Genomic DNA, 16,721 nt, shown 5'->3' on the forward strand with positions numbered 1-16,721 from the left:
TTCAGAAGGCTTTTGTTTTTCTAGCTGATTACGCTGATTACTATAAATAGAACTACTAGTAATATTACAGCGTATCGTGTGATTTTTGAGGTTTGCATAAAATTATATTTAGTTAAGTTTATTGCTGAGATTAGCAAATATAATTTTTTATTTGATTTAAAAAAGCCAAAGCGTGCTAAAACAAAAAAAGCTCCAGAAAAATCCGGAGCTTTAATAATGTATTTTCAGAAAAAACTATTCTTCTTTCATAGTATGATAAACGTTCATAACGTCATCATCTTCTTCGATTTTTTCGATTAATTTTTCAACATCAGCGATTTGGGCTTCTGTTAATTCTTTTGTGATTTGAGGAATGCGCTCAAAACCAGAAGATAAAATTTCAAGACCTCTGTTTTCTAATTCTTTTTGTAAAGCACCAAAACTTCCAAAAGGAGCGTAGATCAAGATTCCATCTTCGTCTTCAAAAACTTCTTCGGCACCAAAATCAATTAATTCAAGTTCTAATTCTTCAGCATCGATGCCATCTTTTGCAATTCTGAAATTACAAGTATGATCGAACATAAATTCAACAGAACCCTGAGTTCCCATTGTACCGTTGCATTTATTAAAATAGCTTCTAATGTTTGCTACTGTTCTGTTATTGTTATCAGATGCAGTTTCGATCAAAATAGCAATTCCATGAGGAGCATATCCTTCAAATAAAATCTCTTTATAGTTTGCAGTATCTTTGTTACTTGCATTTTTTATTGCACGCTCAACATTGTCTTTTGGCATGTTGGCTGCTTTCGCGTTTTGTATAACAGCTCTTAATCTAGAATTGGCGTCAGGGTTAGGACCGCCTTCTTTAACAGCCATAACGATGTCTTTACCAATTCTGGTAAATGTTTTGGCCATTGCAGACCAACGTTTCATTTTTCTTCCTTTTCTAAATTCGAACGCTCTTCCCATTTCTAATTTTTAGTTTTGTGTTGCAAAAATAAAGGTTATTCCTTATTTATCCAAAATCAAAATTTAAGTTTTTTCTATTTGTTTCAGGTTTGCAGTCTCAGTTTTTAACTTGAAACCTCAAACTTGAAAAAAAGAGCTTACTTCGAACCGTTAAACTCATTAATAATATTTACGGCTTCGTTTAGATAAGGATTTGTTTTCAAATTATCCATTTGATATTGGTTGATTGTTTTGTCGTTTGGATAAACGCCTAATAAAAGCTGATTTACAGAAGAGTTGTAAACATCCAGCGGATTGTTCTCGTCATTAAAAGTGTTAATCTCAGTCCAAAGTGAATTCACAACTTTTTTCTGTTTAAAAACAGCATCTAAAGTCATCGGAATTTCTGCTTTTGGAGTATTAACCAGCTGATCTATTTTTTGATTGATTTTTTTAATTCCGTTAAAATAATAATTGTCAGCTAGCCTCAAAGTACTGTTTTTAGCTATTTTATCAATCAGGCTGCGTTTTACATAAGGGCGGTATTTTAGAACAGATTCAATACTGTCATTTTTAATAGCAGTAGGAAAATCACTTTCTTTTTGATAAACATCTTCATAAAATTCCGGAAGAACAACATCTGGAGTAACGCCAATATATTGATGACTTTTTCCAGTAACGCGATAAAACTTATTGATTGTAATTTTTAAGAAATCTGTATTTTTAGTTTCGTCCAGCGAAAGAATCGTCTGCATGGTAGCTTTTCCAAGCGTACTGCTTCCAAGTAAAAGCGCTCTATTGTAATCCTGCATGATAGAAGAAAAGAATTCACTTGCCGAAGCCGTGTTGCTATTTACCAAAACCACAATTGGACCTCTGTAAATTAGACCTTTGTATGGATCGTTTATTACTGATTTTTCTTTAGTATGATCGACTACTATCGAAAGAGGCCCGTAATCAATAAACATTCCGGCCAGTTTTATAGCCTCTTCCATAGAACCACCGCCATTATCAATTAAATCAATAACGAGACCTTTAATATTATCTCTTTCGAGTTTAATAACTTCGCGTGCTACATCATCGGCGCAGCCTTTACGGCTGTTTCCATCTAAATCAGCATAAAAACTCGGAATTTTTATGTAACCTATTTTACTTTCTTTACCTATTATAAAACTGAAAACCGAATTTTCTTCGTCTTTCATAACTTGCTTTTCAATATGCACGTCAAAGTTTTTGCCTGAGTTTCTTTTCAGCGTAAGCGTAAGGCTTTTATTAGCTTCAGACATAATCATTGTAGAAATAGATTCTAATGAAGCACACGATACCTGAAGCGTTTCTTTATGGTTAGAAACCGAAATAATCTGATCTCCTTTTTTTATCAATCCTGTTTGGTAAGCTGGACCATTTGGGTCAATTTCGTGTACAATAATTTCATTTTTTTCGTTTAAATTAACGGTCATTCCTAAAGATAAATGTTCTTTTGATAATGACGCTACAAAACTCGATTTAGAATCATTGCTAAAATAAGCTGTATGCGGATCAAAATAAGTGCAAAAGAAATTATACAGATTTTCGTCTTGTTTTGTTTTAGTTTCCAAAAGCGTGCTTATACGGCATATTTCATTTGACAAAATCAGTTTTCTGGATTTTGCTTCAATCGAATTAAAGTTGGTTTTTATGGAATCTAAATTGTTACTTACTTCGGCTATATCATCCAGGATTTGATAGCGGAGTTTTTTACGCCATACTTTTTCCAGATCTTCTTTTTTAAGGTAAAAAGCGAATGATTTTTTATAAAATCGAATAGTATCTTTCTTCGTATAATCAAAAGCGGTCGACTGAATCTTTTCGAGAACTTCCTTTGTTCTTATTAATCCATTTATATACTTTGCCGTAATATCAGTCAAAAAACTGCAGTCATTTTCAAGTATTAAATCGTCAATATTTAAACGATATTTAGCAGCTAATTCGTCATATTCACTTTTAAAGAAAATGTTTCGGGACGGATCTAATTCGTTGATTAAATTATCAAAAACAAAAACAGACAAGCTGTCATCTACAGGTTTTGGTCTTAGATGTTCAGTTTGGATAACTGCATTTATTTTGTTCAGTATTTCGCATGTCTCCGCGCTATTTTGACTAAATAGGAAAGAGGTAATCAGTAAAAACAGCGGCGAAAATTTTCTCATAAGTTTGATGTCAATATCTACATTAAAGTTACGCTAATTTTGTGATACGATTTTATATTATTTCTAAAAAATCTTACAGATAAATACTCGATCTAAACTTTAATGATTGAAATATGTAAAGAATTAACTTTAAAATGAATTAATCTGCCATAAAAAAATGCATTACAATTTGACTTGTAATGCATTATGAAAATTATATGTTTAAAAAATTATTTCTTGTAAAAAGGTAATTTTACCACTTTAGCAGGAACATCATTTTTTCTGATTCTAATAAAAATATCGCTGTCAACAGCACTGTTTGCCACCGTTACATATCCTAAACCAATCCCTTTATTCATAGAAGGCGACATAGTTCCAGAAGTTACAATTCCTATAACATTTCCTTCACCGTCTACAATTTCATAATCGTGTCTTGGCACCGCACGCTCCTGCATTTCAAAAGCAATTAATTTTCTGGCAACACCAGCTTCTTTTTGTTTTTTAAGAGCTTCAGAGTTTGTAAAATCTTTGGTGAATTTAGTAATCCATCCTAGACCAGCTTCAAGTGGAGAAGTAGTATCGTTAATATCATTTCCGTATAAACAGAATCCCATTTCAAGACGCAAAGTGTCACGTGCCGCAAGACCAATAGGTTTGATTCCGTAAGCAGCTCCAGCTTCAAAAACTTTATTCCAGATTTGTTCTACTTCGTTGTTTTTACAGTAAATTTCAAATCCGCCAGAACCAGTATAACCTGTAGCAGAAATAATTACATGTTCGATTCCGGCAAAATCGCCTACCTCAAAATGGTAATACGTAATTGCAGACAAGTCTACAGAAGTTAAAGCCTGCATAGCTTCAACTGCTTTTGGTCCCTGAATTGCCAATAAAGAATAGTCATCAGAAAGATTTCTCATTTCAACTCCCAAATCATTATAAGAAGAAATCCAGTTCCAGTCTTTTTCAATATTCGAAGCATTTACAACTAGCAAATACTGCTCTTCTTTCATTTTATAAATAATCAAATCGTCAACGATTCCGCCTTCATTATTTGGCAGACAAGAATATTGCGCTCTTCCAATTGTCAACGTCGAAGCATCATTTGAAGTTACTTTTTGAATCAATGCCAATGCATTAGGACCAGTCAGCAAAAATTCTCCCATGTGCGAAACATCAAAAACTCCCACACCATTACGAACCGTTTCATGTTCAGCATTTACACCTTCGTATGTAATAGGCATGTTATAACCTGCAAAAGGCAGCATTTTCGCTCCCAGACTCTCATGTATGTGCGTAAGCGCAGTATTTTTCATTGTGTTGTTTTATAAAATTGTTTTGCAAATCTATTCAAAAAATATCTAATTAGAATGCCTTAAATTATAAATTTCGCAATAATTAGGAGCTATTTCCTGCTATCCGCTATATCTTTTTGTTTTTAAAGAAAAAACAAAAAGGATGCCGCTGCTATCAGGGCTAGGGGTGACCGTTAGAAAGTAACGTTTATGCTTTCGATTTTTTATGTAACTTTAATATATATAAAGTCATACTTTTTCAAGTTTAGCTATGTTTATTAAACAAGTGAAACGCCTTTATCCGCAAAGAAAAAACTATGATTCTATGTGTTTAAAATAAAAAGCCATCAAATGAAGTCTCCGTTTTTAATCAACAAAGAAGAAATTGTAAAGATTTATAAACCCGTAAATCCGCACACACATAAGGGAATTCAAGGACATGCCGTGATTATTGCCGGAAGTTATGGCAAAATTGGAGCAGGAGTTCTGGCCTCAAAATCCTGCTTAAAATCTGGCTGCGGACTCGTAACGACTTTTATACCAAAATGCGGTTATCAAATCCTTCAAATTTCCATTCCAGAAGTGATGACTGTGACAGACGAAAATACCAATTTTATAACCAGTATTCATTTACCATTACAGCCGCAGGCTGTTGGAATTGGACCCGGAATAGGAAAAGAACTCGGAACACAAAAAGCTTTATTCGAATTTTTAAGAATCAACAAAGCGCCATTAGTTATAGATGCAGACGCATTGAATATTTTAGCAGAAAACCAATCCTGGTTAGAATTAGTTCCCGAAGACACAATAGTAACACCTCATCCAAAAGAATTAGAACGCCTGATAGGCAAATGGAATTCTGAAGCTGAAAAATTTCAAAAAACAATCGCCTTTTCAGAAAAATATAAAATCATTGTTGTCATGAAAGGCGCACCAACATTCATTATAAACAGAACTTCAGTCTACGAAAATACAACCGGAAACGCGGCACTTGCAACAGCAGGAAGCGGCGATGTCTTAACCGGAATCCTCACCAGTCTTTTAGCGCAAGGTTATGAACCTAAATACGCTTCAAAATTAGGAGTTTATCTTCATGGATTAACAGCTGATTTAGCTTTACCCAAAACAGGTTATGAGTCTTTTACGGCTTCTACCATTATTAAATATCTTGGAAAAGCGTTTTTGAGTTTAGTTTAACCGCAAAGTACGCAATCCCGATAGCTATCGGGAACGCAAGGTTCGCAAGGTTTTTTAGACATAGCTTTGCGAACTTTGCGATTTTGTAAAATCCTCATTAAATAAAATCTTAGCGAACTTTGCGGTTAAATAAAAAATCAAAAATTGTAAGTTTGTAATATCAAAGATTAGAAACTTAGCAACTCAGTACCTTAGCATCTTTGAACCTTTAAAAAATGAAAAACAACTTCGATCTTAGAACAGTAAATGTCATGCGTTATATAACGCCGCTGCGCGAAGGAGGTTCTTTACCTGCTTTGGCAGAAGCCGATGACGATTTTAAATACGTATTAAAATTCAGGGGAGCCGGTCACGGTGTAAAAGCCCTTATAGCCGAATTAGTAGGCGGACAAATTGCAAAAGCTTTAAAACTACAATTACCAGAATTAGTATTCGCAAATCTCGACGAAGCTTTTGGAAGAACCGAAGCCGATGAAGAAATTCAGGATTTACTGCAGGGAAGTCAGGGATTAAACCTGGCACTTCATTTTTTATCCGGCGCGATAACTTTTGATCCTGCCGTAACAACAGTCGATGCAAAATTAGCTTCGCAGATTGTCTGGCTTGATGCTTATATTACAAACGTAGACAGAACTTTTAAAAATACCAATATGTTGATCTGGCATAAAGAATTATGGCTTATCGACCACGGAGCGTGTTTGTATTTCCATCATTCATGGAACAACTGGGAACAGCATGCCAAAAGTCCGTTTGCATTGATAAAAGATCACGTTTTACTGCCTCAGGCTTCACTTTTAAAAGAAGTAGACGCTGAGTTTAAAGCCATTTTAACGCCGGAAATTTTAGAAGAAATTGTAAACACAATTCCGCTTGACTGGCTGCAGTGGGAAGATGCAGATGAAACACCAGAAGGCTTACGAAACGTTTATTTACAGTTTTTAAAAACAAGATTAGAGAATTCAGAAATATTTGTAAATCAGGCTCAAAATGCAAGATAATCACTTATACGAATATGCTGTGATTCGTGTTGTGCCAAGGGTAGAACGCGAAGAATTCCTAAATATCGGAATCATTTTATTCTGCAAAAAAGCCAAGTTTATTAAAGTGCTTTTTCATCTTAATAAAGAAAAAATACAAGCGCTTTCTTCTGATTTTGACATCGAACAATTAGAATGCAATTTAACATCATTAGAAAAAATTGCAAACGGAGCCAAAGATGGCGGTCCAATTGCTGAATTTGAGATTCCAGAGCGTTTTCGCTGGTTAACAGCTATTAGAAGTTCTGCAATACAAACTTCAAGACCTCATCCGGGATTGTGTCAGGATTTAGAGAAAACCATTCAGAGATTGTTTGAAGAGTTGGTGCTTTAAAAGGGGCTAAGATTCTAAGGTTTTCTGTGATGCACTCCAATGCGTTTAGGTATTTGCCACAGATTAAAGGGATTAAAATGATTTTAGTTTCACGCAGATTTTCCAGATTTACGCAGATTTAATTTAATAAATTCATCTATTTAAAATCTGCTTAAATCTTTTTAAATCTGCGTGAAAAATCTTTTCTCCTCTCTATCAACGCTTATCGTGATTACAAGATTAAATAAAAACTTTATGTCCTTGTGTCTTAGTAAAAAAAATAAAAAACCACGAACTGCCTTACTGCAATCCGTGGTTTTAGAAACTAAAACTAACTCATTTTTTTGCTATCCAGAGTTTATTAGAAAGAGCCGCAAATGTTACCGCCCAAAGTTGCTCCTGCGTTAGCAGAAATATCGGCTTTTACAGCTGTTTTATTAAGCTTTACAATAGAATAAGGCGGTGTAAAAGCTGTACCGCTTCCAGCCTGATTTCCTGATACACTTGTAAATACGTTGTCGGTTGCTGTAACTGCAGTATAACCTGTCATTAAATCGATTGGTGTTTTTACACCTTCAAAAACATTGCTTTCTACGCGAATATCAGCTTCAAAACCTGCAGCGATGCATTTGTTGCTTACCGTACTGTTAAAGAAACTGTTTACGATATGTACTTTCCCAAAACGAACTCTCGGCATTCTTTCTTTACATCCAGGAGCCCACCAGCATCTTGCAAAAGTGATTCTCAATTTTCCGCGGTCGCCTGTTGCACCGTCGCTTGAACCAATTAAGTTTGAATATCTGTGATCATCAGATCCTCCAGAACCTCCAGCTTTTGGCGGTTTTAAATAATGGAATTTAGAATACGTAACCGAAATATAATCAGATTTGTTTTTAATGTCGAAGTTTCCATCAACACCATCTCTAAATTCGCAGTGGTCAACCCATACATTTGTACATTCGTCCAAAATTGCATTGTCCCATCCGTCAGTATCATAAGCACCCGGGCCTTCAAAAATTAGGTTTCTAATGATAATGTTTTTACATCTTTTGATGTTGATGATTCCAGAAGCATCTTTTGTCTGATTAGTCGAAACCAACTTTGCACCGTTTGCACCATAAATAGTTTTACCGGTTTGATCCTGAAATGACAATCTGGTCGTAACTGTAATAGTTCCTGAAATTTTAATAACTTTTACAGAGCTGTTTTCAATAGCCGATTTCAGCTGAGCATAAGTAGTAACCGTAGTTTCAGCAGCAGAACCTCCGCCGGTTGTTCCGCCGTTTTGAGAAGCCCAGCCCGGAACTTCGGCACAGTTTCCAATTTTAGCAGTTAAATTGCCTGAAGGAGTTTCGGTTACTGCTTCAGTTTTTGCTTCTGTGTTCGAAGCAATTTCTTCAGAGTTACATGCTGTAAATCCGAAAGTCAATGTTAGTAAAAACATTGAAAGTTTTAATTTTAAGTTCATAATAAGTTTGGTTATTTATAAAAGTTTAACAACGCAAAACTCAGAATTATCTGTAGAAAAAAAATTGAACAAGTTCAAACTTTTGTAAAAAAATCTTGTAAATGTGTTTTTTTAACAGTTGTAAATTTACAAAAATGCATGAATAGTGTATTTTTACGTAATCGATTACATTATTTAAGCCCCTAATTAATAATGAATTGAGTAACCACTTTTATTCCTTAAACAAAACACAAAATGTACAACCTACTACGAAAAAACATTGAAAGGAAAGTTCCGCTCACTGATGAAGAATGGAACATTATTGTTTCAAAAGCAGAACTTGTAAAATTAAAGAAAAATCAGTTCTTGCAGATTCAGGATTCTCATAACAGTTATGAAGGATTCATTTTAAAAGGATCGTTTAAAACCTACATCGTAAACGAAAACGGAACAGAAACCGTAATTTTCTTTTCCTTTGAAGACGAATGGATGTGTGACCTGGAAAGTTTTTACCATCAAAAACCAACGACCTACAACATTAAAGCCATTGAAGACAGCGAAATTTTGGTTATCAGTAAAATCAAAAAAGCGCAGCTGTTTCAAGAAATTCCAAAAATTATGCAGTTTCACGTTCTTATGATTGAACGTGCTAATGTTGCCATCCAGCAAAGACTATTGGATGTTCTTAATAAAACTTCGAAACAGCGTTATCTTGATTTTAAAGAGCGTTATCCGCAAAAGGTAAGTTCGATAAACAATAAGAATTTGTCTTCGTATTTGGGAGTTTCTCACGAGTTTCTTTCGAAGATAAAAAGGAGGTGCTAAGATGTTAAGGTTCAGAGTAACAAAGTGACAAAGGTTTTCTTTAGAGACGCACTGTAGTGCGTCTCACTTTACATGAAAATCTCACAATCCCGATAGCTATTCGGGAGCTGAGACGGGAAGATTTTATATAAAGTTCCCTTGCAGTTTGTCATTTCGACGAAGGAGAAATCCTAGCAAGTAACTCCGCAACGATAATCCAATCTTTGTAGAGCTTCTAGTGGAGATTTGCTTCGCCTGTTCGCTATCGCTTGGGTCTCCTTCTTCGAAATGACAAATCTTACCAAAAACTTTAAACTTTAAACCTGAAATAAATAAACTAAATTTTCTTCTCTAAATATATAAACTCCAAAGGTTCTTCTGAAACCGTTACATGAATTTCACTCTCAGGAAAAGCTTCACGTTTTCCTGTATCTACATAACCATGACGTTTGTACCAAGCTACAAGTTCATCACGCACCGAAATTACTGTCATAATAATACTTGACAATCCTAGAGATTTTGCATGATTTTCGGCTTCAGCCAAAAGTTTTTTCCCGATGCCGCTATTTTGAAGTTCAGGTGAAACGGTCAGCATTCCTAAATACAATTGATGACCTTTTTCAACCAATAAAACCGAACCAATAATCTTGTCATTCTCTGTAAATTTCAGAATTGTATTTTTTGAATCCAGAAAGATTTCGGTCATTTCTTGTTCGTCGGTTCTTTTTCCTTCTAATAAATAGGCTTCGGTTGTCCAGCCTTTTTTTGAGGTTTCGCCTCTGTAGGCTGAGTTTATTAAGATGGTTAATGCTGGAATATCTTCGATTGTTGCTTTTGTAATCATGTTAATCTGATTGTATTATAAATATAAATGGTTTCCAGTTTTAACTGGAGAAAAATTTGAATTGCCTCCAGCTTTAGCTGGGGGAACAAAATTAAATAAGAAAAATGGCTTTAGCCTAATCTTTTATATATTTTGGCTAAAGCCTCTTATTGTGCAAAACAAAACCTCCAGCTAAAGCTGGAGGCAATTGATTTTATTGTACACATTTGCTAGCATGAGAAACTAATTGTTTTTCTGTGATTCAATCAAATCTAAACGATTTTTGATTCGTTCAATAATATCTAAGTCATTGTCACCATGAATATCTCTTATATTATAATTTGGATTTCTTGGGTCAGTTGTTTTCTGAAATTCATTAATATTAAGATTGAACAATGCCTGTCCAAATCTCTGACTTGGATTCTTTTCTAAATAAGATTCTAGTAATTCAAGGATAAGTTTATGTTCTTGTTTCATCTGAATTATTTTTACTTAAATCTTCAAAAAAATGTATTGGATCATTTAAAAATCGTGTTGCATTTGAGGCTTTAATACTTCCTAAAACATCTTCTAATTTTGGTTGAAAAATTTTTCCTTTTAAGTCAATTAATACAAGATTGTGCTTCTCACAAAGATTCAATATTGATTGAAGAATATTGGTAATATTGGATGGTTTCCTCAAATCAATTCTAAATTGAAATTCTTCGATTTTTGTTTTATCATCACTTAAACAAATGCATGCATCATTATCTTCTTCATTTTGTCCATTTCCTTTCCAGTTTAAATAAGTTTCATTTCCCCAATTCGCTTTAGGGATAATTTGATCAAGTCCGGAAATGATTGAAGGAATGTTGCCATTAAAATTTTTCCAAAAAACATCAGTCTCTGGTAAAAATTCTGTTTTGTTATTTTTAAAAATGCATTCGTAATTATTACCGATTGAATCTTTTGGAACTACGATTAAAAGATATTGCCAAACTGCCATTTTACAATAAGATTAATAATTGGTAATTCCTGTTGAGCTGGCTAATATAGAAATAATGAAAATAGTATCTTACAAAAACAGTTTTGTTTTTTACAGAAATTTATTTTCGTTTAAGAATTTTAAATATCTTTGAATTATGAGTACAGCAACAAAACCAAAACATATCGGCAGAAATATAAGCCGTATCAGAGAGCTTAAAGATATGAAGCAGGAAGCTCTGGCAGATGCTTTAGGAATAACCCAGCAGACCATTTCGAATATTGAAAACAGCGAAACGGTTGACGAGCAAAGATTAATTGAGATTGCAAAAGCTCTTGACGTTTCTGTTGAAGCAATTAAAAACTTTTCGGAAGAAGCAGTTTTTAATATTATCGGAAATACCATTCAAGATCATGGTACGCTTTCAACTACCACAGGTAATTACAATTGTACTTTTAATCCTTTAGATAAAGTTGTTGAACTTTACGAACGTTTGGTGCAAGCTGAAAAAGATAAAGTTGAGTATTTGGAGAAGTTGTTGAACGGGAAATAAACGTTTTTGAAGATATAATAAATTGAGAAGAGACCTTTGCTGAGGTCTCTTTTTTTGTTTTTTATATTGTAGTAGTGTGATTTGTATATTTTGACATTTATATTAAATTTTCGATAAAATTACTTTTTTACAAATATAAAAAAAACAATAAAATACTTACATTAGCCAAAAAACTATTAAGTGAAATTTATGAATAGATTAGAATTAAAGCTAAGAGAATTAAATCCACATTTATTTGGAAAATTAAACGACACTAGAGAAGAAGTAAAATTATTATTGAATCAATATATAAAGAATTTTCCTGATTATACAGATCATTCTATTCATCATACAGAAAAGGTGTTTGAAATTGTAAGTGAAGTATTGACTGACGAAGAAATCGAAAACTTGAATGAAGATGAGATTTATATTCTCTCAATGGCAAGTTATCTACATGATATCGGAATGTGCATTCCTGAGGAAAAAATAGGAGAAATTGCAGATACGGAAGAATTAGTAAAAGAGAGGAAATTGCATCCAGAAATAAGTAGGGAAAAATACCTACGAGATCATCACCATACCTTAAGTAAAAAATTCATTCTTGAAGAGTGGGAGAATTTAAAAATTCCAAATGAAAAATATGCAGAAGCAATTGCTCTTGTATCTGAAGGGCATAGAGTAGTTGATATAGGTAATCCAGATATTTATAAACCAAAGTATACGGTTAAAAGTGGAAGAAGTTTTGTTTGTTTACCATATTTATCTGCAGTTTTAAGAATTGCTGATGAACTTGATATAACAAATATTAGAACACCTGGTTTGCTTACTAAATATTATATGCCAGATAATGAAAAGAGTGTTTTAGAATGGAATAAACATATTGCTAATACTTTAATGTTTATTTCTGAAAATTTTGTTCAATTTGAAGTAAAATGTTCAAATCATAGTATGTTAGCGGCACTTGAGGAACAATTTAATAAAATTGCAATTGTAATCAATTATTGTCAGAAAGTAATTAGAAACATTAGCAATACAGAACAGAGACGTTTTAGCTTAAAGCTTGAACAAATTAAAAATGATGTAAAATATATAGATTTTGATCCAAAGGGAATTAAATATTCTTTTGATGTTGATAATGTAATTAATGCTTTTGTAGGGGAAAATCTTTATAATGATAAATTAACATCTCTCCGCGAGCTAATTCAAAATTCTATTGATACTTGTCGATATAAAAAAGTTCTAAATCCAACTTATACACCTGAAATAAAACTTTTCATTGAGAAAAATAAAATCAAAATAGAAGATAATGGATTGGGGATGGACGAGTTTATCATTAAGAATTACTTTGGTAAATTATGTAGTAGTTTTTATCAACAAGAAAGTGTAAAAAAAGATTACGATGCTATAGGTCAATTTGGAGTTGGGGTCTTTTCATATTTTTTAATGGCAGATTTTATTGATATCGAAACAAAAACTGAAAGATCGGAAACTTTGCGCTTTAGATTAGATAAAGATCCTAAAAACTATTTTCATTTTTTTAATAAATTTGATAGGAAGGCATCAGGGACCTCAATAATTTTGAATTTAAAAAAAGAGTATGAAAATTATTCAAGTAAAGATTATTTTGATTATATAAAAGATAAATTTAGATATATTGAATTCCCTATTATTATTGATTGTGAAGGTGAAATTGTTGAGATCAAAAAGCAAGACTATACAGAAAAAAGAGTGAAGGAAAAAATTACTGAGTCCCTAAAATATCAATATAAATCCTTTTCGGATAAAATAGAAGTATTTGATTATGATTTTAGTAATCAAAGCTATGAGGGGGCAATTTCATTTTTTTACTTTAATGATTATTCATTTAATAAAATTTATTATTTGATGAATGATGATTTTATTAATAAAACAACTAGAGGAAATGAGATAAATTTGAGCCAAAAAGGTGTTCTTGTAAGTAAAGTTTATGATCATATTAATTTTAATGACATATTTTGTAATATCAATTTAAAAGAAAAATTAGCTTTACAAATTAGTAGAAATAATTTTTCTAATGATATTGAGATATATGGATTGTTAAATGAAGTGATTAATAATTTATCAATTGCATTTTTCAAAAAACTAAATAATGAAAATACAGGAGAACAATTAGCCAAAATTAGCTATAATTTTATAGAAAAAAATTATACTAATTTCAGAAAAGAAATTTACCCATATTTCTATCTGAAATTAAATAATACAGAAAACGCATATGAATTTGTTAACTATAAACAGTTTATAGATAAAAAGCTAATCAGTTTTATAATATCTTATAATGAAGAAAATACCATTTTCATAAATTCTAAAATATCAGATCAATTTATTGTTGAATATTATTTAGAAAATAGTGAAGAAGATTACTATTTAGCGAGAGGATCGATGAGTTTGTTAAATAAAAATAATTATATAGAGAATTTAATTAAAGAAGATGATTTTTATTACATTGAAATGATAAAAAGTGTTGAAAATAAAGATGACATGGACTTTATACAACATTTTAGCTTTATGAATACTAAAAATATAGATTCTATAAATCTAAAACTTAATAAGTTATTAAAATATAGCAATTCTAATTTTAGTACTTATGAAAATGAAATAAATAAGAGCCATCCTTTTGTAAAAAGTATATTTATGTACAAAGAATCTGATTTGAATCCAACTTCTAAAAATTTGATTGATGAGATTTTTCAATTAATAGAGAGTTTTGACGTGGAAGAAGATAAAGGTGAAGATTTTTCTGCTATTAAAGTAATTGAAAAAGAATTGAAAAAAAACATAATAATTGACTATGAATTGACTTTAAATGATTTTATGTAGATGTGAAAATAAAAGACAGCTAAAAATAATTATAGCTGTCTTTTATTTTTTACTACCCCAAGAAACTCTTCAACTCCTCATAAGTCCTAATCTTCACACTAACTTTCTCCTCATTAATAACACTCTCAATTTGAGCAGGAATAGGAAGTGTAATTCCTAGCGCCGGTTCAACAACATCTAAGAATTTAATAGGATGCGCTGTTTCTAAGAAAACACCAATTGCGTTGGGGTGTTTTTCTAGTTCTTTTTTCAAACCTAAATAACCAACAGCGCCGTGCGGTTCTGCAATGTAACCATCTGCGTTATAGATTTTCTTTAGCGCTTCAAGCGTTTCTTCATCGGTATAACTATAAGAAGAGAAATCTTTTTCGAAAGCTTTTAAGTCATTATTGTACAATTCCTGAATTCTAATAAAGTTGCTTGGGTTTCCAACGTCCATGGCGTTAGAGATTGTTGCTTTAGAAGGTTTCGGGTCGTATTTTCCGTTTTCTAAGAATCTTGGCACGGTGTCGTTTACGTTTGTAGACGCAACGAAATGTTCAATCGGCAAACCTAATTTTTTTGCCATAATTCCGGCGCAGATATTCCCGAAGTTTCCGCTTGGGCAAGAGAAAACTAAAGGTTTGTTTTGGCTTTTTAATGCTTTGTAAGCAAAGAAGAAATAAAACATTTGCGGTAACCAGCGCGCAATATTAATAGAGTTAGCCGAAGTCAGGTTTTTATGCGCTAAAGTTTCGTCTAAAAACGCTTTTTTCACCATATCCTGACAATCGTCAAAAACACCGTCAACTTCAAGTGCTTTAATGTTTTGCCCTAAAGTCGTCAATTGTTTTTCCTGAATATCGCTCACTTTTCCTGACGGATATAAAATGACAACATCAACGCCGTCAACGCCAAGAAATCCGCTTGCAACAGCTCCGCCTGTATCTCCGGATGTAGCTACTAAAACGGTGTTTTTAGCGTCTTTTTTGTCTTTATTGAAATAGCCCAGACAACGCGACATAAAACGCGCTCCAACGTCTTTAAACGCCATTGTCGGCCCGTGAAATAATTCTAACGAATAGATTCCGTTTTCGACTTTCACAACTGGAAAATCAAAAACTAAAGTTTCAGCAATGATTTCTTTTAGTTTTTCTGCTGGAATTTCGTCGCCAACAAATTGTTTAATCGCTTCAAAAGCAATTTCTTCATGGCTTAAACTTTCGATTTTATCAAAAAATGAAGGATCAAGCGGTGTAATGCTTTCTGGGAAATATAATCCTTTGTCAGTTGCTAATCCTTGTATAACAGCTTCCTGAAAAGAAACTTTTGGGGCATTATGGTTTAAACTGTAGTATTTCATTTTTATTAGTTCTTAGTAATTAGTCCTTAGTCCTTAGCTGCTAGTCTTAGTCTTTTGCGACTAATTACTAAGGACTAGGAACTAAGCACTCATTTTAAATAATTCTTACGCCGTCTGGGTTAATCTTCGAAACGTGAATTTCATACGGCAAATTCATTTTTTCGTAAACGTCGCTCATGGCTTTTGCGATTTGGTCGGCGGTTTCTTTTCCTCTGCTTAAAGCGAAAATAGACGGACCAGAACCTGAAATTCCAGAACCTAAAGCGCCGTTTTCGTAAGCCGTTTGTTTGATTTGGTCAAAACCAGGAATTAAAACACTTCTTAATGGCTCAACGATTTCATCATGAAGCGAACGTCCAATTAATTCGTAATCTTTAGTGTAAAGACCTGCTACTAATCCGCCCACATTTCCCCATTGCATAATGGCACTTTTTAGGGAAACATTTTGTTTTAAAACCGAACGCGCGTCAGAAGTTTTTAACTCAATTTGCGGGTGAACCACTGTTGCGTACAATTCCTCTGGACTGTCAATTCTGATAATGTCAAGCGGGGCATAACTTCTTACCAAAGTAAAGCCGCCTAAAAGGGCAGGAGCAACGTTGTCGGCATGTGCGTTTCCGCTGGCTAATTTCTCGCCCTGCATCGCAAACTGAACCAAATCTTTACGCGAATACGGTCTTCCTAATAATTCATTAATTCCGAAAACCGCTCCCGCAGAACTTGCAGCACTGCTTCCAATTCCGCTTCCCGCTTTTATGTGTTTATAAATTTCGATTTCGAATCCAAAATCTAGTTCGTCCAAAGTTTCTAACATTGCCAAAGCAGCAACTCCGGAAACGTTTTTCTCGGTTTCCAAAGGTAAATCGGCACCTACAATTTTAGTGATTCGAACTCCTTTTTGATCGACTTTTCGAACAATCATTTCATCGCCCGCATTGTCTAAGCAAAGTCCCAATACGTCAAATCCGCATGAGAGGTTTGCGATTGTAGCGGGACAGAATAATTTTATTTCCATTTCT

Annotated in this window: 15 protein-coding genes; 6 read left to right on the plus strand and 9 right to left on the minus strand. The window is 33.1% G+C overall.

All coding sequences use genetic code 11. From position 1 onward, the window contains the following. Positions 1-234: 234 nt before the first annotated feature. The 3 genes from FJOH_RS13285 to gcvT form a co-directional block, all read right to left on the minus strand. Positions 235-948: a YebC/PmpR family DNA-binding transcriptional regulator gene (locus tag FJOH_RS13285; protein WP_012024626.1), complete on the minus strand. Its 714-nt coding sequence runs from the start codon at positions 946-948 to the stop codon at positions 235-237. A 137-nt stretch (positions 949-1,085) separates the two neighbouring features. Then, positions 1,086-3,116, minus strand: a complete 2,031-nt coding sequence (locus FJOH_RS13290) for a S41 family peptidase (RefSeq protein ID WP_012024627.1) — start codon at positions 3,114-3,116, stop codon at positions 1,086-1,088. A gap of 209 nt (positions 3,117-3,325) precedes the next feature. Then, complete coding sequence (gcvT, locus tag FJOH_RS13295) at positions 3,326-4,408, minus strand: glycine cleavage system aminomethyltransferase GcvT (RefSeq protein WP_012024628.1); 1,083 nt, start codon at positions 4,406-4,408, stop codon at positions 3,326-3,328. Positions 4,409-4,738: 330 nt separating this feature from the next. Here gcvT and FJOH_RS13300 point away from each other — a divergent pair, with 330 nt between their 5' ends. The 3 genes from FJOH_RS13300 to FJOH_RS13310 all read left to right on the plus strand — a co-directional run bounded on the left by FJOH_RS13300 (position 4,739) and on the right by FJOH_RS13310 (position 6,955). Next, positions 4,739-5,584: an NAD(P)H-hydrate dehydratase gene (locus tag FJOH_RS13300; protein ID WP_012024629.1), complete on the plus strand. Its 846-nt coding sequence runs from the start codon at positions 4,739-4,741 to the stop codon at positions 5,582-5,584. 215 nt (positions 5,585-5,799) lie between these two features. Further along, positions 5,800-6,582 carry a HipA family kinase gene (locus tag FJOH_RS13305; protein WP_012024630.1) on the plus strand — a complete coding sequence of 261 codons (783 nt, stop codon included), beginning with the start codon at positions 5,800-5,802 and terminating at the stop codon, positions 6,580-6,582. Continuing rightward, entirely contained in the window at positions 6,572-6,955 is a 384-nt protein-coding gene (locus tag FJOH_RS13310; RefSeq protein WP_012024631.1) for a DUF3037 domain-containing protein, read from the plus strand. Before FJOH_RS13305 ends, FJOH_RS13310 begins: the two co-directional genes overlap by 11 nt. A gap of 340 nt (positions 6,956-7,295) precedes the next feature. On the opposite strand, the gene FJOH_RS13315 is transcribed toward FJOH_RS13310, so the two are convergent. Beyond that, positions 7,296-8,402: a pectate lyase family protein gene (locus FJOH_RS13315; RefSeq protein ID WP_012024632.1), complete on the minus strand. Its 1,107-nt coding sequence runs from the start codon at positions 8,400-8,402 to the stop codon at positions 7,296-7,298. A 234-nt stretch (positions 8,403-8,636) separates the two neighbouring features. On the opposite strand from FJOH_RS13315, the gene FJOH_RS13320 reads away from it, so the two are divergent. Beyond that, positions 8,637-9,206 (plus strand): Crp/Fnr family transcriptional regulator, encoded by a 570-nt coding sequence (locus tag FJOH_RS13320; protein WP_012024633.1) that lies wholly within the window; start codon positions 8,637-8,639, stop codon positions 9,204-9,206. Between the two features lie 316 nt (positions 9,207-9,522). Here the strand turns inward: FJOH_RS13320 and FJOH_RS13325 are convergent, their stop codons facing one another. The 3 genes from FJOH_RS13325 to FJOH_RS13335 form a co-directional block, all read right to left on the minus strand. Then, positions 9,523-10,029 (minus strand): GNAT family N-acetyltransferase, encoded by a 507-nt coding sequence (locus FJOH_RS13325; RefSeq protein ID WP_012024634.1) that lies wholly within the window; start codon positions 10,027-10,029, stop codon positions 9,523-9,525. A 222-nt stretch (positions 10,030-10,251) separates the two neighbouring features. Then, positions 10,252-10,485 (minus strand): hypothetical protein, encoded by a 234-nt coding sequence (locus FJOH_RS13330; protein WP_012024635.1) that lies wholly within the window; start codon positions 10,483-10,485, stop codon positions 10,252-10,254. Further along, the gene (locus FJOH_RS13335) at positions 10,469-10,993 is read right to left on the minus strand and encodes a hypothetical protein (protein WP_012024636.1); all 525 of its coding nucleotides are present in this window, start codon (positions 10,991-10,993) and stop codon (positions 10,469-10,471) included. The genes FJOH_RS13330 and FJOH_RS13335 overlap by 17 nt, the downstream gene beginning before the upstream one ends. Before the next feature lie 136 nt (positions 10,994-11,129). Here FJOH_RS13335 and FJOH_RS13340 point away from each other — a divergent pair, with 136 nt between their 5' ends. After that, positions 11,130-11,525: a helix-turn-helix domain-containing protein gene (locus tag FJOH_RS13340; protein ID WP_012024637.1), complete on the plus strand. Its 396-nt coding sequence runs from the start codon at positions 11,130-11,132 to the stop codon at positions 11,523-11,525. A gap of 189 nt (positions 11,526-11,714) precedes the next feature. Then, positions 11,715-14,360 carry an HD domain-containing protein gene (locus tag FJOH_RS13345; protein WP_012024638.1) on the plus strand — a complete coding sequence of 882 codons (2,646 nt, stop codon included), beginning with the start codon at positions 11,715-11,717 and terminating at the stop codon, positions 14,358-14,360. Positions 14,361-14,412: 52 nt separating this feature from the next. Here FJOH_RS13345 and thrC read toward each other — a convergent pair whose 3' ends face one another. Further along, complete coding sequence (gene thrC / locus FJOH_RS13350) at positions 14,413-15,702, minus strand: threonine synthase (protein ID WP_012024639.1); 1,290 nt, start codon at positions 15,700-15,702, stop codon at positions 14,413-14,415. A 94-nt stretch (positions 15,703-15,796) separates the two neighbouring features. Continuing rightward, a complete protein-coding gene (locus FJOH_RS13355; protein WP_012024640.1) occupies positions 15,797-16,717 on the minus strand; it encodes a homoserine kinase in 921 nt (306 codons plus the stop codon). Positions 16,718-16,721: the final 4 nt, after the last annotated feature.

It is taken from the genome of Flavobacterium johnsoniae UW101 (assembly GCF_000016645.1).
Lineage (GTDB): Bacteria > Bacteroidota > Bacteroidia > Flavobacteriales > Flavobacteriaceae > Flavobacterium > Flavobacterium johnsoniae.